Annotated in this window: 26 protein-coding genes; all 26 read right to left on the minus strand. The window is 32.1% G+C overall.

The window, feature by feature from the left end:
* Positions 1-33: 33 nt before the first annotated feature.
* Genes XJ44_RS01030 through XJ44_RS01150 form a run of 26 tightly spaced genes read right to left on the minus strand, consistent with a single transcriptional unit; the run spans position 34 to position 24,803 of the window.
* A complete protein-coding gene (locus XJ44_RS01030; RefSeq protein ID WP_077197783.1) occupies positions 34-831 on the minus strand; it encodes a DNA polymerase III subunit delta' in 798 nt (265 codons plus the stop codon).
* The gene (locus tag XJ44_RS01035) at positions 828-1,454 is read right to left on the minus strand and encodes an energy-coupling factor ABC transporter ATP-binding protein (RefSeq protein WP_088368824.1); all 627 of its coding nucleotides are present in this window, start codon (positions 1,452-1,454) and stop codon (positions 828-830) included. Before XJ44_RS01035 ends, XJ44_RS01030 begins: the two co-directional genes overlap by 4 nt.
* Before the next feature lie 41 nt (positions 1,455-1,495).
* Positions 1,496-2,254 carry an SAM hydrolase/SAM-dependent halogenase family protein gene (locus XJ44_RS01040; RefSeq protein WP_077197784.1) on the minus strand — a complete coding sequence of 253 codons (759 nt, stop codon included), beginning with the start codon at positions 2,252-2,254 and terminating at the stop codon, positions 1,496-1,498.
* A gap of 10 nt (positions 2,255-2,264) precedes the next feature.
* Complete coding sequence (locus XJ44_RS01045) at positions 2,265-3,272, minus strand: 6-phosphofructokinase (protein ID WP_075665234.1); 1,008 nt, start codon at positions 3,270-3,272, stop codon at positions 2,265-2,267.
* A 1-nt stretch (position 3,273) separates the two neighbouring features.
* Complete coding sequence (locus XJ44_RS01050; RefSeq protein WP_077197785.1) at positions 3,274-5,223, minus strand: sodium-translocating pyrophosphatase; 1,950 nt, start codon at positions 5,221-5,223, stop codon at positions 3,274-3,276.
* Positions 5,224-5,268: 45 nt separating this feature from the next.
* On the minus strand, positions 5,269-6,177 hold the full coding sequence (secF, locus tag XJ44_RS01055) for a protein translocase subunit SecF (RefSeq protein WP_075665236.1): 909 nt from the start codon (positions 6,175-6,177) through the stop codon (positions 5,269-5,271).
* Positions 6,174-7,607 (minus strand): protein translocase subunit SecD, encoded by a 1,434-nt coding sequence (secD, locus tag XJ44_RS01060; RefSeq protein ID WP_075665237.1) that lies wholly within the window; start codon positions 7,605-7,607, stop codon positions 6,174-6,176. Before secD ends, secF begins: the two co-directional genes overlap by 4 nt.
* 22 nt (positions 7,608-7,629) lie before the next feature.
* Positions 7,630-7,983, minus strand: coding sequence for a preprotein translocase subunit YajC (yajC, locus tag XJ44_RS01065; protein WP_075665238.1), 354 nt, complete (start codon positions 7,981-7,983; stop codon positions 7,630-7,632).
* Positions 7,984-8,001: 18 nt separating this feature from the next.
* Positions 8,002-8,817: a bifunctional 5,10-methylenetetrahydrofolate dehydrogenase/5,10-methenyltetrahydrofolate cyclohydrolase gene (locus XJ44_RS01070; RefSeq protein ID WP_075665239.1), complete on the minus strand. Its 816-nt coding sequence runs from the start codon at positions 8,815-8,817 to the stop codon at positions 8,002-8,004.
* A 13-nt stretch (positions 8,818-8,830) separates the two neighbouring features.
* Positions 8,831-9,178, minus strand: a complete 348-nt coding sequence (locus XJ44_RS01075; protein WP_077197786.1) for a hypothetical protein — start codon at positions 9,176-9,178, stop codon at positions 8,831-8,833.
* Complete coding sequence (gene thyX, locus XJ44_RS01080) at positions 9,175-9,864, minus strand: FAD-dependent thymidylate synthase (RefSeq protein WP_075665241.1); 690 nt, start codon at positions 9,862-9,864, stop codon at positions 9,175-9,177. Before thyX ends, XJ44_RS01075 begins: the two co-directional genes overlap by 4 nt.
* A complete protein-coding gene (locus XJ44_RS01085) occupies positions 9,854-10,504 on the minus strand; it encodes a ribonuclease HII (RefSeq protein ID WP_075665242.1) in 651 nt (216 codons plus the stop codon). The genes thyX and XJ44_RS01085 overlap by 11 nt, the downstream gene beginning before the upstream one ends.
* Positions 10,501-10,977, minus strand: coding sequence for a DUF3242 domain-containing protein (locus tag XJ44_RS01090; RefSeq protein WP_077197787.1), 477 nt, complete (start codon positions 10,975-10,977; stop codon positions 10,501-10,503). The genes XJ44_RS01085 and XJ44_RS01090 overlap by 4 nt, the downstream gene beginning before the upstream one ends.
* Positions 10,978-10,980: 3 nt before the next feature.
* The gene (locus XJ44_RS01095; RefSeq protein ID WP_077197788.1) at positions 10,981-11,967 is read right to left on the minus strand and encodes a lipase family alpha/beta hydrolase; all 987 of its coding nucleotides are present in this window, start codon (positions 11,965-11,967) and stop codon (positions 10,981-10,983) included.
* Position 11,968: 1 nt separating this feature from the next.
* Positions 11,969-12,409 (minus strand): Sir2 family NAD-dependent protein deacetylase, encoded by a 441-nt coding sequence (locus tag XJ44_RS09345; protein WP_233119491.1) that lies wholly within the window; start codon positions 12,407-12,409, stop codon positions 11,969-11,971.
* A gap of 5 nt (positions 12,410-12,414) precedes the next feature.
* On the minus strand, positions 12,415-12,693 hold the full coding sequence (locus tag XJ44_RS09350; protein WP_233119492.1) for an SIR2 family NAD-dependent protein deacylase: 279 nt from the start codon (positions 12,691-12,693) through the stop codon (positions 12,415-12,417).
* A complete protein-coding gene (locus XJ44_RS01105) occupies positions 12,674-13,204 on the minus strand; it encodes a chromate transporter (protein WP_332881307.1) in 531 nt (176 codons plus the stop codon). The genes XJ44_RS09350 and XJ44_RS01105 overlap by 20 nt, the downstream gene beginning before the upstream one ends.
* A complete protein-coding gene (locus tag XJ44_RS01110) occupies positions 13,179-13,448 on the minus strand; it encodes an exodeoxyribonuclease VII (protein ID WP_075665247.1) in 270 nt (89 codons plus the stop codon). The genes XJ44_RS01105 and XJ44_RS01110 overlap by 26 nt, the downstream gene beginning before the upstream one ends.
* Complete coding sequence (xseA, locus tag XJ44_RS01115; RefSeq protein WP_088368829.1) at positions 13,420-14,865, minus strand: exodeoxyribonuclease VII large subunit; 1,446 nt, start codon at positions 14,863-14,865, stop codon at positions 13,420-13,422. The genes XJ44_RS01110 and xseA overlap by 29 nt, the downstream gene beginning before the upstream one ends.
* A complete protein-coding gene (gene polA / locus XJ44_RS01120; RefSeq protein WP_077197789.1) occupies positions 14,856-17,522 on the minus strand; it encodes a DNA polymerase I in 2,667 nt (888 codons plus the stop codon). The genes xseA and polA overlap by 10 nt, the downstream gene beginning before the upstream one ends.
* Positions 17,500-17,865: a carboxymuconolactone decarboxylase family protein gene (locus tag XJ44_RS01125; RefSeq protein WP_075665249.1), complete on the minus strand. Its 366-nt coding sequence runs from the start codon at positions 17,863-17,865 to the stop codon at positions 17,500-17,502. Before XJ44_RS01125 ends, polA begins: the two co-directional genes overlap by 23 nt.
* A 1-nt stretch (position 17,866) precedes the next feature.
* Entirely contained in the window at positions 17,867-19,957 is a 2,091-nt protein-coding gene (locus XJ44_RS01130) for a cell division FtsA domain-containing protein (RefSeq protein ID WP_077197790.1), read from the minus strand.
* Positions 19,958-19,960: 3 nt separating this feature from the next.
* On the minus strand, positions 19,961-22,243 hold the full coding sequence (locus XJ44_RS01135) for an endonuclease MutS2 (RefSeq protein WP_077197791.1): 2,283 nt from the start codon (positions 22,241-22,243) through the stop codon (positions 19,961-19,963).
* Positions 22,244-22,254: 11 nt separating this feature from the next.
* Positions 22,255-22,893: a hypothetical protein gene (locus XJ44_RS01140; protein ID WP_077197792.1), complete on the minus strand. Its 639-nt coding sequence runs from the start codon at positions 22,891-22,893 to the stop codon at positions 22,255-22,257.
* 35 nt (positions 22,894-22,928) lie between these two features.
* Positions 22,929-24,083, minus strand: coding sequence for an inorganic phosphate transporter (locus XJ44_RS01145; RefSeq protein WP_077197802.1), 1,155 nt, complete (start codon positions 24,081-24,083; stop codon positions 22,929-22,931).
* Between the two features lie 48 nt (positions 24,084-24,131).
* A complete protein-coding gene (locus XJ44_RS01150; protein ID WP_075665253.1) occupies positions 24,132-24,803 on the minus strand; it encodes a DUF47 domain-containing protein in 672 nt (223 codons plus the stop codon).
* Position 24,804: the final 1 nt, after the last annotated feature.

Consider the following 24,804-nt stretch of genomic DNA (forward strand, 5'->3'; position numbering starts at 1 on the left):
ATGAAAAGAAAAATTACTACGTATTTCAAGCAATTAAACCTTATTTTTTTTAATAGCATCTTTTAAACTTAATAATATATAGTAATACGTTAATTCATAGTTATAATTGGAAACTTTTGAAGACGCTATTTTCGAAAACTCCCTTGCAATCGTATAATTCAAATTATATTCTTCGCAAATCCACAGTGCAACCTTTGCAATAGCCTTTAAAATTTTAAAATTTTTTACTTCCAACAATTCCATTACTAACATATTTAAAGCTTTGCTATCTTCTAATGCCTCTTTCATCTTAATGTAAAATGTATAATATGTATTAACACCCAGTTGTTCTGTAATCTTTTCTTCTACAAAATCCTTATTTTTTATTTTTTCAAATTCCTCTGGAAATTCTAAGTATAACTTTTTTTGTATGAAATCTTTAAGCTCTTTTATTTTATTTTTTGGAAAATTTAAAACAAATTTTTGAAGCCTACTTCTAATAGTAGGATAAAGTGAATTCCAACTTGTAGTAACTAATATTATTAACGCATATTTTGGCGGTTCTTCCAACGTTTTTAAAATAGAATTTTCTGCTTCAGGAAGCATTTTCTCCGCATCAAATAACACAACTATTTTCTTGCCACTTTCAACGGAAAACGATAAAAAATCCTGTATTTGCCTTATATCATCTATCTTAATATTTTCCTGATCTATAATATAATATCTTTGCATATCATTATTTGTGATTTTGTATACCAAATTCTCTACATAACTTTTTAAATAATTTTTATTGTCTCCAACAATAGCAATTGAAACCCCAGAATATTCCTCCAATACTTTATCTATGTTCACGTTTCCACCTCGTTAATATACATATCTACAACTTCTAAAACATCATTACTATCTTTGACAATAGTTCCTTTATCCATAAAAATTGCCCTATTAGAAAATTCTAAAAACACTTCCGGATTATGAGTGGCAACTATTATACCCATACCCATTTTTTTTAAATCAAATATAAGTTCTTTTAAAACTTGCCTATCGTTTTTATCCAACATTGAAAGTGGTTCATCTAATAGCAGATATTCAGGTTCCATAACAAGTATTGATGAAATCGCAAGTTTTTGTTTTTGTCCTCCTGATAAATTGTGAGGTTCCATATGTTTAAAATCGTATAACCCCGTAATTTTTAAAACCTTTTGTGCCCTTTTTCTTATTTCTTCCCTATCAAGTCCGAGGTTCTCAAGTCCAAAAATAACATCTTCCCAAACTGTACTACCAATAATTTGAGTTTCAGGATTTTGAAAAACATATCCCGTAACAAAATAATGCGGATGATTTCCTTCAACAATTATCTCTCCAGAGTAATTCACCAATCCTGAAAGTGCTTTAAGAAAAGTGGATTTTCCACTACCGTTATAGCCCAAAAGCAATACAAACTCATCTTTACTAAATTTTGTATCTATCTTTCCCAAGACTCTTTTATTTCCATAAAAAACTTCAAGATTCTTTACAATTATATTATCATCTCCAATTTATCTCCTGCATTAAACTTTAGTATGTCTGCTGCTCTAGATTGATTTGCCGCAATTTCAACAAAACCTGTGCTATCATTATGTACTAATAACCCTCCAATATCAACTTCTGCATAATACCTCAAAATGGGTAATTCTATCCATTTTCTTCTAAAAAATAACTTGATCTTTTCCTTTTCTTTTATCCATTCAAATGGTATATTAGTCTCTATATTACCAAACTTATCAATATACGCAACTTCTCCTGATATTTTATTTTCGATTTTCTTTGCCTTTAAATATGGCAAGGTTGCGTAGTTAAATAATTGATTACCAAGCTCTTTAAAAAAACCCTTTGTAATATACGCTGCAACGGGTGAAAAAATATCCCTACCATGAAAAGTACTTGATTTGCTATAATGATATCTTTGGTTATTTAATTCCCTTATCTCTAAAGGTTTTTCTCTTTCAAAAACTAAAGTAAACAATCCATTATCTGGTCCAACAAAATAATAATTTTCCGTTTTAACGGCTATTGCCTTTCTTGCACTCCCTACACCATAATCCACTACACACAAAAAAACCGCTCCTTTTGGAAAATGCATAAAAGAACGCGAGAGGACATACATTGCCTCCCGCACATTAAACGCAGTTATCTGATGGGTTAAATCCACAATTTCTTCGTCTACTATTTGCTTAATTACTCCTTTACAAATTCCAACATAATGTGAACTTCCCCAATCAGTCATAAATACTATCATAATTATCACCTTAATAAAACAATTTTGTTAATTCTCTTAGATAAAAATCCACAGGTCTATAATTTATAATCGTTTCAGAATACGGTATTTCTGTAATAGAAAATCCCTTCACACCAACTGCATGATATACTTTTCCAATCTTTATCATCTCTATGGCATGCGCAGCCATTTGTGTTGCAATAATTCTATCCATTGCACTTGGAGAACCACCTCGTTGTAAATATCCCAAATTTGTATATCTCCATTCAATTCCAAAATCTTTTAACTGTTTTTCTATATACCTTCCAATAACAATAGACGACCCCTCTTCAGGTGAAAATCTACATTCCTTCTTAATATCTTCAGGAATTTCCACGCCAGATTCGATAACTATTAATGAAAATCTCTTTCTTCCCTCATATCTCCTCTTTATAATATCAATCATTTCATTGAAATTGGTCTTTTCAGCAGAAGAAATAATATAATCAGCCCCACCTGCCAATCCACCAATAACTGCTATCCAACCACTTGGTTTTCCCATTGTTTCAACAATCATAACCCTGTGATGCGATTCAGCAGTTGAATGCAAAACATCAAGCGCGTTTTTTACATTTTCAACTGCGGTAAAAAAGCCTATAGAAAAGTCTGTAAAAGAAAGATCATTATCAATAGTAGCCGGAATTACAATAGATGGTACACCTACATTCATCAAATTTATAGCTGATTTTGCTGCAAGTCTACCACCAATAATTATCAATGCAGAAATACCGTATTGTTCTACCTTACTCTTAATTTTTCCAATTTCGTTATTCTCTGGTACATACAAAGAAGTACCTAACATTGTTCCACCTTGATGCAAAACATTGGAAACATTGCCCCTTAATAAAACATCCAGATCATCCCTTAAAAACCCCTCAAAACCATCTTTTATACCCATTACTTCAACATTTAAATCCAATCCTTTTACAACAGCTGCACGTATAGCCGCATTAATCCCAGGAGAATCATTTCCGACACATAATACTCCCACTCTTTTCATATTATAACCCCCTTACAATTGTCATTAAGACTATAGAGGTAATTGCCATCAATTTAATCAAAATATTGATAGAAGGGCCAGAAGTATCTTTGTATGGATCTCCTACTGTATCACCAACGACTGTTGCTTTATGCGCAAAAGAACCCTTTCCTCCAAAATTTCCCTCTTCAACAAATTTTTTTGCATTATCCCAAGCTCCACCTGAATTTGCCATAAATATTGCAAGCATTACACCAGACACAGTTGCACCGATCAAAAGACCACCAACTCCAATCGCTCCAAAAGAAATATAAATCAAAACAGGTGATAACACCGCAAGCACAGCTGGTAAAACCATTCTTTTCAAAGCACCTTTTGTGGCAATTTGAATACATCTTTGATAATCTGGATCTTGCGTTCCCGTCAAAATACCCGGAATTTCTTTAATTTGCCTTCTTATTTCTTTAACCATATCATCTGCCGCATCACCAACTGCATGCATGGTCAATGCAGAGAAGAAAAACGGAAGCATACCACCAATAAGTGCCCCTAAAAATAAATACGTATTACTCAAATTTACAGAGGAAATTTCAGATAATTCACTAAAATTAGCAAATAAAGCCAAAGCAGTTAACGCGGCAGAGCCTATTGCAAAACCCTTTCCCATAGCAGCTGTAGTATTTCCCACTGCATCCAATGAGTCGGTAATTTCTCTTACGCTTGGATCTAATCCCGCCATTTGCGCAATACCACCTGCATTATCAGCAATTGGACCATATGCATCAACTGATAAACTAATTCCCAAAGTTGAAAGCATACCAACTCCTGCAAGTGCTACACCAAATAATCCTAAAATTTTATAAGCCAGAATAACTGCAACGGCAATCAATAATGTGATTATAAAAGTTGATTCCATTCCCAAAGCTGTACCACTTATTATAACGTTAGCAGGTCCCATCATACCAGTCTTTGCAAGTTTTTGTACCTTCTTACCAGAAGTATACCATTCTGTTATAATTCCAATTAACAATCCCACTATTACACCAAAAAACACCACAAAAAATAATTTTAGCCATTCAATATATACGCTGTAAACAAAAGTCATCGATAAAGTTAAAATTCCAGAAAAAATCGTACCAACTCTCAAAGTTTTTGCAGGATTATCTGACTTTTCAGCCTTCAATAATGTATAGATTATTCCAATAATTGAAGAAATTAATCCAAAAATCACAACAAATACCACTGATAAAAATCCTTTTTCTTTAAAGAAGATATTTCCCAATACAATCGCAGAGAAAATTGAACCTACATACGATTCGTACAAGTCTGCACCCATTCCTGCAACGTCACCTACATTATCTCCAACATTATCCGCGATTACAGCGGGGTTTCTCGGATCATCTTCTGGAAGATTGGCTTCTGTTTTTCCTACAATATCTGCTCCAACATCCGCAGCTTTTGTATAAATTCCTCCTCCAACCCTTGCAAATAACGCAACAAAAGATGCGCCAAGTGAATAGTAACTTATTAACTCTATATCCCTAGTAACATAATAGGTTATAGCAAGACCTAAAATTCCCAAAGTGGATACAGTTAGCCCCATAACTGCACCACCTGAGAACGATATTTTCAAAGCTTTTCCTAAACCTTCTGTTGCAGCCCATGCAGTTCTTGCATTTGCCCTAGTAGCTATAGACATCCCAAAATATCCAGCAGCTACTGAAAAAAGAGCACCAACAAGCAAAGAAATGCTCGCCTTATACCCCATAAGAAACAAAAACAAAATTGAAAGGGCAAAAATTACCGGGAAAAACACCTTATACTCTTGGAGCAAAAAAGATTTTGCACCTTTCTGGATAATACTAGATAATTGAGTGGTTTTTTCATTACCAGATGAATACTCTAATATTCTAAAAGATAGAAAAATAATAAATCCAAGAGAAATAAACCCCAAATACAAAAAGTAGGCCAAAATATCACCCCTTTAGAGAAAATTGAGGGCCTTTTCGCCCTCATTTTATCTTTTTATCCACTTTATAACTACAGGACTTGCTATATAAAGCGATGAATAAGTTCCAACTACCGTGCCTATAGTCATTCCAAATGCAAAAGGTTTAATGCTATTTCCAGAGAATAGCAATAAAACAAATATAACTATAAACGTGGTGAGTGATGTATTTATAGTCCTTTTAATAACCTGATTTATACTATCATTAACTATATTTTCTATACTTTTTCCTCTAGCTCTCTTTAAATTCTCTCTTATCCTATCATACACAACAATTGTATCGTTAAGTGAATAACCTATAAGTGTTAAAACAGCTGCAATTGCCGCAACATTAAGTTCGTAATTAAAAAATGAGAAGAATCCCAATGTGATTATAACATCGTGGATAAGTGCAACAATCGCACCTACTCCAAATACAAATTGGAACCTCAAAGTTATGTACAATAAGATTGCAAGTAAAGTAAATACAACTGCCTTCCAGGTTAGATTTTTAATTTCTTTAGCTGCATAACCACTGGTTTCGTTAAATCCAATTACATTTGCAACCTTCCCTTTTTCTTTAAATGCTTCAACAATTTTTTTACTAACCATATCTTTTTCTTCTCCAGAATAAACTCTCAACTTTCCTTTTTCATCAAGTGGGGAAACAACTATGGAAAATTTCGTTATATCTTTTGGATCATCAATACTCCTTATTTGAGTTACCCTTGCATTTTCAAACTCTGGTGCCAAGTTTTTTATTACATTTCTCACATATGCCTCATCTACAACATCGTTAACACTCAAGATAATCTCTGAACCACCCAGAAATTCTACACCAAGGTAAAATCCTTTAGTAAATATACTCACAAGAGATGCCGCAACCAAAATTATAGAAAGTATTATAAAAACATTCTTTTTTCCAACAAAATCTATCATGCCTTGGCACCTCCTTTGCCAACACTTTTAACCTTAATCCCACCGGAAAATAGTTCTAAGAAAAATCTCGAGACTATCAAATTAACAAACAAACTACCCAAAACACCTATAATTAAAGTAATGGCAAAACCTTTTACAGTACCTGTGCCAAAATAATAAAGGAAAAGTCCAGCAATTATCGTTGTAAGATTTGCATCAAAGAGTGTAATAAATGATTTTGAAAAGGCTGTCGAAATTGCAGCTTTTACTGAACTTCCCTTTCTTAATTCTTCCTTTATTCTTTCATAAATTATTATATTTCCATCAACAGTTGTACCAATAGTCAAAATAATACCTGCTATACCAGGTAACGTTAAAATTGAACCAGTTACCGCCAAAATTCCAAGCAATAAGAATGTATTATACAACAATGCAATATCTGCAACGATTCCCATAACTCCATAAAATACTATCATATACACAAGAACAATAACAACACCAACTATACCCGCTTTTATTGACGCCTCAATTATATCTTTTCCAAGCAAAGGTGCAACCCATCCAGATGAAACTTTCTCTAACCTTGCAGGAAGCGCTCCACTCTTTAAAATTGCAGCCAATTGTTTTGCTTCATCCAATGTAAAGTTTCCCTTAATTAACGCACTACCATCTGTTATCTTTGCAGTAACAAATCCCGCAAATTGCACTCTATTATCCAAAACAATTGCTAATCTCTTTTTTAATGCTTGTTTATATGCAATTCCTCCTTGATTAAGTAATTCTTCTGGTACATAAAGTTTTTCCGTTATTCTCTTAAATACATCCACATAAGCTTTATCCATCTTAAAGGTTACAACATAACCAGCTACATTATTTCTGTCAACTTGTGGTATTGCCTCAACAATCTTTGGTGAAACAAGTTTTAAACTGGAAATATTAGCAATCTCTTTTTTGACAAGGTACCACTTCTTACCTTCCCTATCAAGCAACCACTCTGCTTTCTCTCTTTTGGCTTCGTTTGTTAATTCTGGATCTATTTTTGGATTTGTGCTTGTCTCATCAACTACTTGACCAAACCAAAGTATACCTGTAGAACCGATTAGTTGTTCTGCTCTAGCGGTATCTGTAGCCCCTGGAATTTCAACAATAATAAATGTGTTTTCTTCTCTAAACGTCTGTTTAACCACAGCTTCGGTATAATTTGCCATATCAAGTCTATTTCTTAAAACAGTCCAGACATCTTCCGCAATCTGTGATGGATTTTCTACAGATTTGTCGATATCAACTTTGTATTCAATTCTTGCTCCTCCACTAATATCAAGTCCTAATCTTATTCTGTTAAATAAACTTGCAAATCCTCTATATCCATTTGAAGTAGGCCAAAGTAAGGATACAAAAGCAAGTGCAATAACTATCAATGTTATTACGCCTCTGACTTTATTTTCTTTCATCTAAATACCTCCCCTTGGTTTATTATTCCTCCTTGTTTTTTATTACTTTTGCTACATAAACCTTTGCAATTTCAAGTTCAGTTGTATTGTTACTTTTTATTTTTAGTGTATCTTTTTTTACATCTATAACCTTTCCTACAATACCGCCAGAGGTAATAACAGTATCTCCCCTCTTAATTTCAGAAATCATTTGTTTAAATTGTTTTTCCCTCTTTTTTTGAGGTAAAATCACCAAAAAATACATCATTACAAAGAAAATGAGTAAAAGGAATAACATTTGAAAAAGTCCACTCGCAGCACTTGGAGCAGCCGCTGCTCCCGGATTGGACACTCCAGCAGATGGATCAGGTACACCTGAATAAACAAAATTTGACATAAAAACACCTCCTATATTTTAAAAATTTATTCTTTCTGCAGCTTTAACAAGATGCTCCATTAATAATACAGTTGTAATTTTTCCCACACCTCCAGGTACAGGTGTAACTTTTGCAATATCGGAAACTTCCTTAGCAACATCCCCCACAATACCATTCTCCGTAACATTTATTCCCACATCTATAACCACGGCATTTTCCTTAACCATTTCTTTGGTTATGAGTTCAGGCCTTCCCGCAGCAGCAACTACAATATCTGCCTTCTTTGTAAATTCTGAAAGATTTTTCGTTTTTGTATGACAGACAGTCACCGTAGCACTTCTATCACGCCTCAACAACATTAAAGACAGTGGTTTTCCAACCGTATTACTTCTTCCCACAATTACTACATTTTTCCCAATAATTTCCGTATAACTTTCCAAAATCTTTATCACTGCTTCGGCTGTACATGGTGCAAAAAACTCTTCTCCATATGCAAGCATCCCCAAATTATACGGATGTCTACCTTCTATATCTTTTCTCGGGTCCAAATTTTCAAAAACTTCCATTTCATCAACATCAGGCAGTGGATGCGTTACAAATATACCATCTATTTCTTCATCATCTGAAAAACTTCTTAGCAATTTAATAACGTGCTGTGGTGTTTTTCCCTCTATAATCTCATAATCCAATCCAAACCGCTTAGCAGATTTCTCTTGACTTCTCAAATAACTTATTGTAGATGAATCAGGTTTGTATGTAACTACAACAAGTTTTGGCTCTCTTCTTAACTTTTCAATCCTTTTTAAAAGCTCACTTCTAATTTGTGTATACAAAGGTTTTACGTCAATATACATCAAAATCCCCCTTTTAAAATTTTTTAATTGGCTTTACCCCCTTTGAATATAATATCCCACAAGCTTCGAACATCCCCATTTTGGTTCTCAAAAGTCTAACACCATTTAATTGAGCAACTCTTATCGTTTCGGGCATTATTTCTCTATTTCTAACTATTATAACAGCCGGAATTCCAACCACGCCGGCAGTTCTAACACATTGTGGAGTGGCAAGCCCTGTAATTAAAAGCGATCCTTCCTCACCAAAGGCTAATACATCGCTCATCAAGTCAGATGCAGCAACTTTCTCGATTTCAATTTCCAAATCACCATTTACTAGCACTTCTGCATTTAAAAGTTGAGCAATTTCTGATAATTTCACAATTCCACCCCTTTTAAAATATCTCCTCTGTAATTAAATTTCAAAAACGCCTCAAATGTCCATGGACATTTTTCCTTAAATATCTCTGCAATCTTTATTGCATATTGCTGTATTTCAAATTGCGCATGAGAATCTGCACGCAAATTTAAAAAATTCATCAAGCTCCTTGCATTAACAGTCCAATAAAATTGCGTATAAGATGACATTGGAAGAACTATCCTAGCCATTTCCCTTGCAACTCCTATTTTTAATAGCTCTTTATACGCTCTATAAGAATCTTCTATCGCTTTATTTATCAATTCAAGCGCCATATTTTTTAAATCCTCATCTTCAACCTTTACCGCTTTTTGTTTATCTTCTTTTACATTTTTTCTTATGTGATTTGGTATATAAAATTCATCTTTTAGCTCTGTATATCTTAAACTTGCTTCGTTAAAAGACCCTATTCTATGTCTAAACCACTGTCTTGCAACAAAAATAGGAGTTTTTACATGAAATGTGAAAACAATATGCTCAAAAGGAGTCTCATGTTTATGCTCCATTAGATAAAAAATCAATTTTTTATCCTTATCAGGTGTCTTAATCCCCTTACCATATGAAACACGTGCAGCCTTTACAGCAGAATAATCATCACCCAAAATATCAACTAATCTTAAAAATCCTTTATCTAGCACCTTATATTCCAAAAAGAGGCACCCCCATTTTCTTAACTATTATTCTATATCTTTCTTCATCTATAATACCACTTTTATACCATTCTTCAAGTTCATTAATCTTTATTAAATTCACAACAGGTTTAAAAGTCAACCTATGTTCTGGAGTAAGTCCATATTTTTCTATTAAATCTATGTGCAATTTTGTAGGATAACCTTTATGTCTTTCAAATAAATAATTTGAAAACCTCTTAGAATAGAAATTAAGTATTCTATCTCTAATGACCTTTGCAACAATTGAAGCGGCAGAAATTTCTTTTACAAGAAGATCACCTTTAATAATACATTTATACAGATATTTCAATTTTAAGTTTTTTCCGTCTACTAATACTAAATCGAAATCTACTTTCCTTCTTAACATATCAAGTGCCCTGTTCATTGCAAGCTCAGTTGCATGCAATATATTCAATTTATCAATCTCAGCAGGTGTTGCAATTCCGATACCAAAAAATGAATTTTTCAATATCTCAAAAAATAATTTTTCTCTACTTTTAGCGGTTAATTTCTTTGAATCGTTTATCCCTTCAACATCGTTAGTTAGAACAACGGCACCTGCAACAACAGGTCCAAATAATGGGCCTCTACCTGCTTCATCTACACCTGCAACTATCATATTATCGCTCCGTAAACTTTATCTATATAGCCTAAAAAATCTTTTACATCTTTGCCGGTGATTATAAACAGCCAATTGTCTTTCCACCAAGCAACTATATCAATCGCCTTATACCTCATTTGAAAATATCCTCGATCAAATAAACTATATGTTAAATAATTCAACTTTAAGGGGCTACCAAACTGATTTTTAAATCTTTTCCAATTTTCCTTTGCACGCAACTTATCATTATACTTAAATACATAAAATGTACCATTAAATCCATCAAATATTCCATATAATCCCCTTCCAAGTTCTACACCATAAATCTCTTCAATTTCACCAATTGAAACAAGTGGATATTCAAAACTATCTAAAAGCAAAATCGCGCTTTTTTCCGAAAAACTTCCAGGCAAAGAAGGGGTTTTAAATAAAATACCACAACTTGAAATTAAAAGCACTAATGAAATGATTAAAATCCAAAATTTTTTCATAGTTTATATACCCTCCCCTAAAAGTCCAAATAATTCCAATGCTTTCTTTATTATATCACGTCGCATTGCAAGGTCAGCGTGAGATGCCTTGAAAAATACATTTAAGTCCCCGTACGCACTTGCACTTATTGTTGGTACCATTCCATCATTCTCCAAAAAAACCGAATTTTTCGGATATATGTTATCAATAACATATTTTAGAAAATAAAGTCCGACAAAACTTGGTAAGTGTGTTTCAAGGATTTTGTCTAGATCTGTTACGGTAAAATCTAACTTTCCAACAAAATTTATTACTCTAATATTTTTAGGAATTTTTGGATAATCTCTTCCAAAAACCAAATACTTATAATTAGGTGCCACAATATATCCTTTAAATAAGTTAGCTAGAAACAGTGCATATTTTATTAATTCGAACCTTTGCCCAATATATAAATCAAAAAAAGATTGATCAAAAGTTGCAATTTGTGCAAGTGGTGAACCCAAATGTGGTGTCCCAGCAAAAATCACACATTTTATCTTTTTTGCAAAGTGTTCATCTTGCAAAGCATATTTTAATAAAATTCCACCCATACTATGTGCATAGATAAAAAAACTGTCAAAGCCATCCGTTAAGTCTACTAATTCTTTTGAAATATTCTCAAGTGGCACATCCAAACTGGGATATAAAAAAAGGTAAAGTCCAACGTTTTCCGGTACTTCTTTTTTAAAAGTACTTATCATATTTTCTTTATAATAATCAATTTTTTCATCTACTTCTCTTGGTGAAATTCCATGGATAAGAATTATTTTCTTTTTTCCATCTTTTATCTTCAACAACTCAGGTTTAAAAGGATTCCAATCTTTTTCCTCAACTTTATCGTATTCAAAAAATGGTTTTATTTTTATATCCAAACTTCTAAAAACAACTACACCTTTAAACTTATACTCATACAAAGTAGACGAAAACAAAAAACACGAAATTAAAACTAATAAAACAGATAATCTTTTCAATTTATTCCTCCTCAAAATATCTAAAAAGTATCTTTGAAAATTCATTTAAATCCATGTGATATACAAGATCAGCAAACTCATCATATGAGGTACTATCCATATTAATTATAACCAAATTCCCTTGATTTTCTTTTATCAATAAAGGAAAAGAAGCAGCAGGATATACCTGCAAAGAACTTCCCATTACAAGTAATGTATTTGCTTCTTTTAAAAGACTATACGCATAATCGAGGTTTTTTACGTTTTCTCCAAAAAATACAATATCAGGTCTTATTATTCCACCACATTTACAGTAATACTTTTCAGGAAAAGAATATTTTCTTCCACACCTTTCACAATAAAATCTGCTTGCATTTCCATGGATTTCAACTACATTTTTTGATCCTGCCTTAAAATGTAAATTATCTATATTTTGAGTAATAATACCTATTAAATATCCCAAATCTTCTAACCTTTTAAATATCCCAAATCTTCTAACCTTGCAAGTAATCTGTGTGAAATATTACACTTTGCTTTATACATTTTACTAAATTCTTTCTTTACGAAGTCATAGAACTTTTCAGGATATCTTTTAAAAAATCCATAATCAAAAATTTCATGACCGTATCTTTCGTACAATCCATTTTTTCCCCTAAAATCCGGAATACCACTATTTGTACTTATTCCAGCTCCAGTTAACGCAAGCACATTCCCCGCTTTTATAATTTCAACTAATTCTTCGAGCATATTCCCACCACACAATCAAAATAAAAACAGGTATAACCATTGATTTAAAGAAAAAAACCACTAACAAGGCTAACCCTAAAACAATAATCTTTTGTTTATCCCATTTTTGTAATCTTACTATAGAATACAAAACTCCTAAAACAAGCCCTAAAATTGAAGCATAAATCCCGTTAAAAAGGGGAGAAAGTTCATTTGAATATTTTCCTACTAACGTACCGGCTAATACTATAACCAAAACCGGTGGAATCAAAACACCAAATACTGCAAATACGATTCCCCAAATCCCAAAAACTTCTTCACCTATTAAAATTGCCATATTAATTGCTATAGGGCCTGGCATAGATTGTGCAAGAGATAAAATTTTCCCAAATTTTTCATCATCCATATAATTTGAAAATTTTCTCTTAAAAATTGGAACCATAGCATAACCTCCGCCCAATGTTAAAGCGGAAGTAACAAAAAATTTTGTAAAGATTTCCCAAAGTTTAGAATAATCCTTCTTCATTTTCATTCTCCAAACTTTCTAAAAACTCTCTATATTTTTTGTCTATCTGTTCTTTTTCATGTTTAAAATTAATAAGCTTTTTTCTAGCTATGGAAAGTAAATCAACGGCCTTACCATATAACTTTAAAGCAAGCTCTATATCAACATCATTTTGATGAAAATAATCTTTTATTCTTTCTATTTTTTCGATAAGATCATTGAATTCCAATCGTTCCATATCTTCAATTTTTAAAGAGAGTATGTCCTCCATACAATTCCTCCTTTTTATTCTTTCTCTCATTAAACACCTTTACATTGATTTTTCCATCCTTAAGATAAAGTCCCAATTTTTCACCTATCTTTATTTGCCTTATACTACTTACTTTCTTTCCGTTTTTCAAAATGACTGCTCCACCAAAAAGTAGCGGGGCAAGTTCTTCTTTTTTTAACAATTCTTGAAAAATTACATTTATGCTAGATTCTGCACGGGAAATCTTTAATTCAAAATCTTTTTCAAGTAATTTTGCATAATTGAGCATATTACTTTCTTCATTTTTAAACTTACCATTCATTTTCTCAGAAATAAAATTGAGAACATCCTCTGAAATCCTACGCTTTGAAAAATCTATTTTATACTCTAGATGATTTTCTAAATTTTCATAATAATTATCCAACAAATAATTAATGTTTTCAAATCTAACTGTAATTGTTTTATTTATGTAATCTATAAGTTGGAAGTTCAATATGTTATTAACATTTTTGAATAAACTCATTACCAACAATCTCAAATCATTCCAATTATTATCAACTTTCTTAATATTATCATCTATCTGCTTAGAAATTGCCCTTGCAACTTCTGTAGGCGTTGCAAACCTTTTCCATGCAACATAATCTGGAATAGTAAAATCCCTTTCATGTCCTATTCCAGATAACACGGGGCAATATTCATTAAACTTTGCAATCTCAACGCCTAATATTAAATCATCAAAATACATTAAGTCACTCTTTGCCCCTCCACCCCTTGCAATTACAACTACATCATAATCAATATTAGATCTTTTTATTCTATTTAAAGCTAAAATTATTCCCGTTGCTGTTCGCGCACCTTGCATTGGTGATTCATACAAATGAACGATTGGTTGATAAAGATAGCTAACTTTTAAATTTTTCAAAAAATCCTCATAGCCTGCGGCAGTACTTGAAGAAATAATTGCTATTTTCTTTATAGGCGGAAGTTCTGATAAATCGTGTTTTTCGAGCATAAGTAAATTTCTCATTTTAAGTTCTTTTAATATTTCTTTCCTTCTTTTCTCTATTTCAGATTCTCCAACAGGTGCAATAGTATCTGCAAAAAATGTAAAACTCATTCTATCTCTATAAAAAGATAATTTACCTTGAAAAATCCACTTTTTCCCCACTAGATCTTTTTCACTTTCTATCCCCAAAACTTTTAACATACGCGGATACAAAAATTTTAAAACAAAAACCGTAATCTCAATGTTTCTCGTTCCTTTTTTTCCGGGATAGGTCTGAGAAACATCAATGTACAATCCCGTGTTATGTACATTTGCCCTTACAACATCCGCATAGAACCTAAATGTTTCCTGTGTAATACCAGTAGATTCTATCTTATTTACAACGTACTCGTTTAATTCTATCAAATCTTTAAATTCTTTCACTATTCCCACTCTTTTCCTTCGTATAAGTCTACTTTTAATGGGACTTTTAACTTAACAGAATTCTCCATTTTGTCTACTATTATTTCTTTTACTATTTCCAATTCCTCCTTTGGAACTTCAAAAACTAATTCGTCGTGAACTTGCAAAATCATCTTTGTTTTTAATTTTCTCCTCAAAAGTTCATTATGTATATTAATCATTGCAATCTTTATGATATCTGCTGCTGTGCCTTGAATCGGTGTATTTATCGCTATTCTTTCACCTTCTTGGCGAACATTTTTTGACCTTAGCTGTGGAATATATCTTTTTCTTCCAAACAAAGTCTTTACAAACCCATTCTTTTTTGCAAATTCCACTGTCTGTTTAATAAAATCAAAAACACCATTGTAATATTTAAAATAACTATCTATTATCTTTTTTGTCTCATTTACATTCAATCCTATTCTCTTTGACAAACCATACGGTGAAATACCGTATATTATCGCAAAATTTACCATTTTTCCAATTCTTCTCATATCTTCTGTAACCATTAATTCAGATATATTAAAGATATTTGCAGCGGTAATGGTATGGATATCATAATTATTTTTAAATGCTTCAAGTAATTTTTCATCCCCACTCATGTGGGCTAAAATTCTCAATTCAATTTGTGAATAATCCGCTCCGACTATATACCAGTCTTCAAATTGAGGCTTAACAGCTTTCCTAATTTCTCTGCCTTCTTCAGTCCTTGTGGGTAAATTTTGAAGATTAGGCTCCGAACTGCTCAATCTACCTGTTGCAGTTCCCGTTTGATGAAAGCTACTATGTACTCTCTTTGTAATATCATTAACAGAATTTGGTATTGAATCAATATAGGTACTCTTAAGCTTTTGATATTTTCTATGTTCCAATAACAATTGCGCAATTTCATATTCCTTGGCAAGTTCTTCTAAAACCTCTGCATTTGTTGAATCTCTACCCGTTGAGGTCTTTTTAATAGATGGAAGTTTAAGTTTATTAAACAACACTTCTGCAACTTGCTTAGAAGAATTAATATTAAAACGCTCACCGGAAATCTCATAGATTTTTTCTTCTAATCTTCTCATCCTCTGTTCATATTTTTCGGATAATATTTTCAAATAATCCAAATCAAAATACACTCCATTTAATTCCATTTGAGCAAGTACATTTATAAGTGGCATTTCTATGTTGTAGAACAAATCTTTTACTTCTGATATATGTTTACTCAATATATGAAACAATCTAAATGTAATATCTGCATCTTCGCAAGAATACTCTGCAGCTTTTTCAATTGGAACAAATGAAAAATCATTCCCAAATAAGGGAACACTACCATCCACTAATTCGTCAAAGCTTATCATTTTATACCCCAAAAACTTTAAAGATAACTCTTCAAGATTGTACTTTCTTTCATCAGGATTTAAAAGATACGCAGCAACCATTGTATCAAAATATGGGGGATGGGGATCAATTCCAAAAAGTTTAAAAATCTTATAATCAAACTTTAAATTCTGACCCACTATATTAAACTCTCCACTTTCCAAAATTTCCTTTAAAAACTTTAATACATACTTTTTTTCAAAATTTTTTCCATTGACATGTGAAACGGGGATATAGTATGCTTTACCTTCCTTTGTAGCAACAGATATCCCTACAAGTTTTGCACTATATGGTTCAAGTGAAGTTGTTTCTGTATCAATGGAAAAAACTTTCATTTTCTTTATCTCATCTTGTAGTTTTTCAAGTTTTTTTAAATTATCCACTACAATATATTCCTTTTCAAATTCCTCTTGCAAATTAAGTTCTTTAATTATCGAAGAAAATTCAAAATTTTTCAAAACTTGTAAAAGTTTTTTTTGATTATACCCCTTATATATCAAATCCTCTGCTTTTAAATTCAAGGGCACGTCGTATATTAGTTCAACCAATTCTCTACTTAATGTTAAATTTTCCTTTGAGTTTTCAAGTAATTTTTGTAGCTTATTGGTAAGTAACTTTTTATTTTTTATAACATTGTCCAAAGAACCATATTTTTTCAACAAAGATGTGGCAGTCTTTTTTCCTATTCCCTTAACACCTGGAATATTATCAATTTGATCTCCAACAAGAGAAAGATAATCTGCAAATTGATACGGATAAATCCCGTACTTTTCATACACTTTGCTTTTATCGTATAAAACTAAATCTGTAATTCCCCTTTCTATCCGCCAAACAAAGATCTTATCATCAACAAGCTGCAATAAATCTTTGTCACCTGTTATTATATTTATCTGTTCAAAATCATCGTAAAATTTTTTTGCAAGTGTTGCGATAATATCATCCGCTTCGTATCCCATTAATTTTAACACTCTTAACCCAAAACTTTCCACAAATTCCTCTATATACGGAAGTTGTTCAATTATAAGCTTGGGGGTTTCAGGCCTATTTGCTTTGTATTCAATCAAAAGTTCTTTTCTTTTCTGACTTCCTCCTTTTGAATCTAAAACAAAAGCACAAGCATCTTTATTAATATTGATATGCTCTTTAAAAAACTTTATTAACATCTTTGCAATTCCGTATACTGCATTTGTATGCTTTCCTGTAGAAGTCTTTAAAGATTGATCTATTGCATAAAACGCCCTATAAACTAAACCTGTACCATCAAAGAGAAACAGATTTGCCATCTTTTTGCATCTCCCTGATCTCATGCAACGTATTTACAGCACGTCTCAAATGTGGTATAACGATTGATCCACCTACAATTAAAGCCACATCAAACACCTCAAAAAATTCCTCATCGCTCACTCCATGCTCTACACACCTAATCATATGATATGTTATACAATCATCACATCTTAACACCATAGAAGCAACTAATCCCAATAACTCCTTAGTTTTTTCATCTAACACACCTTTTTTGTAAACATTTGTATCCAGATTAAAAAACCTTTTTGTATTCAAAGTACCATTTTCAAGTATTTTCTCATTCATCTTCTCTCTGAATTTTTTAAATTCTTCAAGATTCATATTATTCCTCCTTTAATTCATAAGTGAAAATAACTTCATCTCCATTGGAAAGTGGTTCTGTAAAATAAGCGCTTTTTCCATTTTTTAACAATTTATAATTTTTTATTTTCTTTAAATCAATCTTAAACTTGCTAAATATATCGGCTAAAATTATCCCCCCGCCATCTTCAGAATAAGTTGTATATATTTTATCACCATTTTTTATCTCATATTCTTTACTTACCAAAACACCATTTACTTCATACAAAAGCGTATCCTTTTCAATTACCTCCTCTTTTCCATTCAAAACTATCTTTACACTCTTCGTTTCACTCTGGGCAACATCCTTTATCTTCAAAGGAGTTATTTCAAAAACAACTTTAAGTGTTTCCCCAGGATCTACCTGATTTTTGTCCGATAATTCCAATTCGTTTTTAAAAATCTTCACTTTACCAACTTTTTTCTCTTGATAAATATCATTATAAAAAAACTCTACTGTTGCAAGTTCCCTTTCAAGTTCAGCCCTTATATCCTTGACAAAAACTGGATTATACTCAATCTTATCTCCATCTTTTAAAATAACATTCTCCTTTATAATTTCGCCATTTAATGAAACAGATGGAAAGTATTTCCTTTTTTTATCACCAAAATCCAAAATTATAGGTAAAACTACATCATAAAGACTATAGGATTTTTCACCTGTTTGTGATGGTTTACCAATAACTATTCTATCACCATGTTTTACTTTATCTCTTAATGTAGCACGTTTCCCATTAATATAAATGGGTGCGGGTTTTGGTAATTCACCTTTTAATATTTTCATCTTTCCATTAATTTCAAGAACAATAGATTCACTTGGTTTTCCCAAAAGATCAATCATCGAATATCCACATTGTAGAAGTACTTCGCTTAACATATGCCCACCAGAAAAACCAACTAATTGTATCGGTTCATCATTTACAAATACCTGTTCAAAAATAGTACCACTCTTTGTAAGTGCAGTATACGCAATTCCTAGCGGAGTTACAAATTCACTACCAACAACAATTCCCGTATTATCTAAAATATTCAAGTTTTTTGCATCTTTTAAAGATATATTATCAATTTCTATATCCAACTTTTCTGCAAGTCTTTCCACGAATCCTGGAACTTTTGCCCCACCACCAACAACCATTACCACTTGCGGCTTGTCACCATTTAAGGTTAAAATCTCTTCAGTAATCTTTGTTGTAATATTATCAACTACCGGTCCAATTATTTCGTTAAGTTTTTCTTTTGTAATTTCTTTTTCTTTATCTAAGATATTTCTATAAACTTTTTTATTTTCTTCTGGAGTATTTAACCAACGCTTTAAATTTTCCGCTGTGGAAAAATCTACAAGTAAAGCCTTTGTTATTGATTCTGTCATTTCATCTCCAGCAAGTGGCACCATTCCATATGCTATAATGGTTCCTTCCTTGGATATGGCAATATCACTAGTACCCGCTCCAACATCAACCAAAGCTATATTTAAAATTCTTAAATCTTCCGGTACAGTTATATTTATCGCAGCAATTGGCTCCAAAGTCATGTGCGTCATTGTAAGATCTACTTTTCTTAAAACTGACACCATTGCATCCACTACTTGTATCGGCAAAAAGGCCGTTACAACTTCTACTTTTGCATTCTTGCCTTTTAACCCCTTTATTTTTTTCAACCAATTTCCGTCTAATTCATATTTTATTACGGAATAACCCACACAATACATATTTTCCGCATCAATCTTTTGCACCGCGCTATCAACCGCAGAAAGTTCTAATCGCGTTATAAGCTCATCATCTATCTCATTAACGTGTGAAATATCCTCTTCATATTCACCAATAGCCGTGGTCAAAAATCTTCCTGCAAGTGCAACAGCTACTTTATCCAAAGTCACATTGTTTCTACTTTCAAGCTCTTCCTTTACCTTCTTAACCACCCTTGCAACTTTTTCCACATCGTGAATTTGTCCATCCAACATTGCACGATGTTCGTGTTCTTTTAATACTATATCATGGACTATAACTTTCTCATCTTCCAATGAAGCTAACACACCTGCAATTTTTCTTGTGCCTACGTCCAGAGCAAAAACCAAGCCTCACACCTCCACAACGGTAACTCCAACTCCACCTTCACTTGGCCTTCCAAAACGATAACTTTTTATCCTCTTGTCTTCTCTTAAAAAATTCCATATATTCGAAGCCAAGCTTCCAGTACCTTTTCCATGCACTATATATCCAGTCGAATAATCAGAGTATATAAGATCATCAATAAACTTATCCACAAGTTCAATAGCTTCTTCCACAGTCTTTCCCCTTAAATCAATTTCATTTGAAGAAAGCACAGAAACACTTTGATATAAAACAGGTTCTTCATCTTTTTTAGGTGGCTCAACCTTTCTCAATTTTGACTTTTTTATCTCTATTTTTAATCCATTAAAATCTACAAGAATTTTCCCGTTTTGCCTTTTTTCAATTATCCTACCAACAGCCGTTCCATCTACCAATTTAACGTAATCCCCTTTGTTTATTTCCTGGGCTATATTTGGATACTTTAAACTTTCCAAAGTTTTATCCACCTGGGTAATATCCTTTTCCCTTTGTTCAAGCCTTTTTAATTTTTTCTTTATTAATTCTTCGCTATTTGTTTTGGTAGAAAACAATGCAGACTGGATCTCTCTTTTTGCCGTTCTAAATTCCCTATAAATATTCCTCAATTCTTTATCAAGTTCCTCTATTTTCTTTAACTTCAAAATACTATATTTTTTTTCATACTCCGATTTTAATCTCTCATATTCTTTTAACGTCTTTTCAAGAAGCTTCTTCTTTTCTTCTAGTTCACTCACTTTTAAATTCAAATGTTTAATTATATTTTCAATTTTTAAATGATCCTCAGATATATATCTCTTTGCTCTATCAATAATATTTTTATTCAATCCCAACCTTTCTGAAATTTCAAACGCATGTGATGCACCTGGAGTATTTAAAAGTAACCTGTAAGTCGGAGATAAAGTATTTATATCAAATTCCATTGACGCAGTCATAATATCATCACGTTCCATCGCAAATAACTTTACATTCGTAAGGTGAGTAGTAACAATAAATTTAATATTTTTTTCAAGCAAATGCTCTATAATTGCAATTGCAAGAGCACTACCTTCAAATGGATCAGTTCCCGAACCTAATTCATCTATAACCACCAAAGAATTTTCATCGGCATCTTTCAAGGCTTCTATTATTCTTACCATATGAGAAGAAAAAGTGCTGAGATTTTCCACAACATTTTGAGAATCACCTATATCTACAAACAACTTGAAATTTGGAATTCTTGTACCTACATCTGAAAGAACGGGAAAACCATGTTGGGACATGAATATAAACAGAGAAATAGTCTTCAAAGTAACAGTTTTACCACCGGTGTTTGGACCTGTAATTATCAATCCTTTTTTATCTTTAGGAATATCTATAGAAATTGGAACAACTTTATCCCTTGAAATTAATGGATGCCTTGCGTTTACTAACTTTAAATACGTACCTTCTGGCTTTACCACAATCCCATTATTTTTATACGCATACTTTGCACGAGCGAAAAGTGAATCAATATGCCCAACTATCTTTATATCGTTAATTAAATGTGCATATCTATCGTGAATTTTACTAGTTATTCCTCTCAATATTTTATTGATTTCTATCTTTTCTTCACTTCTTAATATTTCAATTTTATCATTTAAATGTATGAACTCCTGAGGTTCAAAAAACAATGAAACTCCAGTATTTGAAACTCCATGAACAATTCCTTTCAAATGTCCACGTGCTCCTGATTTAATTATAAACACATATCTTCCATTCCTAATCGTATACAACTGCTCCTGTAAATATCTACTATTTTTTGAAATAAATTTTTCAATCTTTTCTTTTATTTCTAAAGATAACCTTTTTTGCTCTTTTCTAATAACGGACAAGTTTTTAGATGCCTTATCCTTAACATTTCCATCAGGTTCAAACACAGATTCAATTTCATTAATCAATGCATCATAATTTCCTAACTTTGATATATAGAAACTAACTTTATACCTTGTACTACTTATAGCTTCTTTCAAGCTATGCACAAGTAACATAAATTCCTTTATCTTAAATATTTCATACGGCTCAAGAATGGGATAATTTTTTGTTTTTTGCAACAAAGGTCTAATATCTTCAATTTTTTGAAAAACAGGTAACCCTTGGGTTACCTGTATATCAAACACTTCTTGAAGATACTCATACTCTTCACCATTCACACATTCTTTTGAAATTTTTTCCAAGTGTTCTCTACCATACACAGAAAAAGTATATTCCAAAAACTGCTTAAAAACATCTTCCCAATCCAAAAACCGCTCCATATCAAACTCCTTTAAAATGGTATACTGAGTGCAAAGTCTAAATTCAAAGAATTTTCAGGTTCAAGCTCAATTGAAACGTCCTTCCCCGTTTCAGTTTTCGACCCTGTATAGAATTGGATACTATAATATAACCTTCCGCTTAAATATATATTCTTACTTAAAACAAAATCACATCTAATTCCAGGTTTTAAAGCAATCGAAGATATCACAATTTTATTGTAATGCTCAAAGTTCACACTTTCAAAATCACTTAAAGATGTACTACTCCCAGAAATTTTTTGGAATATCTCTTTTTGCAATAAAACTTCTCCCTGAAAACCAAGCTGTAATTTTTCCCCAACATTAAACAAAGTAACACCAAATATCTTTACATTAAAGTCAAATCCCAATCCTCTAACCAAATATTCTTTATCTGGATCAAAATTTGCAAACAGGCTAAAACCATATGCCACTGGAGAATTGTGTTGAGGATCAACATTTTTTTCATATCCAAAAAACATAACAAAATTTTGTAATAAAGAATAATTATTCATTAAATTAGTATCAGCTGGCTTTAAATATCTCAATCCTAACCAAGTCGATTGATTTAATGTAAAAGAAAAAATACTTAAAGACAATAACAATGCAAATATCATAACCACTCTTTTCATGCAACTCACCTCCAATTAATATTATATCACAAAAACTAAACTATAATAACGTACAAAAGCGCACTAACAGCTGCTGCAAATGGAACAGTAACAAACCAAGAAATTATAATATTTTTCAATATTCCAACATTAACAACTTCAATTCCTCTTGCAAATCCAACTCCTGAAACTGCACCTACCACTGTATGAGTGGTGGATATAGGCATACCAAATGTGGACGCAAGTAAAACTGTAGTAGCAGTTGCAAAATCAATGGAAAAACCACGTGTATTATTCAACTCTGTTATATCTTTACCCACTGTCTTCATAACTTTATAACCCAAAATTGCTACACCAAATGATATACCAATACCACCTAATGCGAGTATATACTTTGGAATTTCTATAACTCCAGTTGCATTTCCCGTTGTCAAAATTATATAAATCAATGCCAAAGGTCCTACAGCATTTGCAACATCATTTGCACCATGTGCAAAACTCACATAGCAAGAAGTTACAACCTGTGCTTTTTTAAAGACTTTTTCAACTAAATCATATTCTCTGCCTTCCCCACCAAATTTTCTTATATATAGAAAAGAAACAAAAAACACCAACATTCCAATAAAAATACCCACGTAATTTCCAAATATAGCATCTTTTTTCAAAGTTTTCACTACAAAAAGAAAAGCTATTGTATAAAACGCTCCACCTAAAAGTACTGGTGCAACAATTTTAGCGGCCTTTAATGGATTTTTTCTGTGTAAAATGCTCCATGATATAAATTTAAATATCACAAATGCTAAAGCACCACCAATAAGTGGTGAAATCACCCAGGTTGTTACTATTTTTAGTAAGGTAATCCAATTAACATAACCTACCCCTCCGGCAGCAAGTCCAAAACCAATCATTCCCCCAACAATTGAGTGGGTAGTTGAAACGGGCATTCCCCAGTAAGTTGCAATTAAAACCCAAATTGTAGCCGCAATAAGTGCGGAAAAAGCTCCCACTAAAATTTTATTTGGATCAGATATTATATTTAAATCAACTATACCTTTTGCAATGGTTTTAGTAACATGTGCACCAAATAAAAGCGCGCCTAAAAATTCCAAAATAGCTGCTATAAAAACTGCTTGTTTAGGAGTAATTGCACGCGCTCCAACAGCTGTTGCCATACTATTTGCAACATCATTTGCTCCAATAGAAAATGCCATTCCAAACCCAACTAAAAATGCAGCAAAAACTAACAAAACTAACACCTCCTACCTAATTATCATTCTTATTCTTTCCACAACATTTTCAGCTCTATCTGCTATTTTCATCATTAAAACCACTATACTATTTAGAAAAATCACATCTACGGGATTCATAATACTTTTTTGAGCATATAACAGTTTCCCGATTTCTATTCCTAATTTATCAGTTGAACTTTCATCTTTTTCCACATCAAATGTTAAATTATCTTCTTTTTCAACTTCGTTTGGGGAAAAATCAGATTCAACTACCGTTCTTAATTCATCAACAGTAAGTTTCATGTACTTTATCACTTCATATACGTAGTTTCCCATCTTCTCTATCTCTTCAATTATCTCATTAGGACAATTTTCCACTCTATTCATCGTCATTACTTTCACAAAATCATCTACTGCGTCAATAATTGAATCTTGATTATGCACTATTTCCAATGCATCTATTCTATCAAAATAACTCCACCTTAATTTTGTGTAAACTTCTCTCAATTTTGTCTTAATTTCATCAGCTTTTGATTCATATTCATCAATTTTTTTTGAATATTCCAAAATTTCTTTTGCATTAAAATAATCTTTTAATATTTTAGGAACTAATTCTCCTGCATTTAGACAATATTGCGCATGTTCACTCAAAAGTTTAGTTGGGGAAATTTCAGGAAAAAGTCTATCAATAAATCTTTTCATG

The sequence above is a fragment of the Thermosipho affectus genome (assembly GCF_001990485.1).
GTDB lineage: Bacteria > Thermotogota > Thermotogae > Thermotogales > Fervidobacteriaceae > Thermosipho > Thermosipho affectus.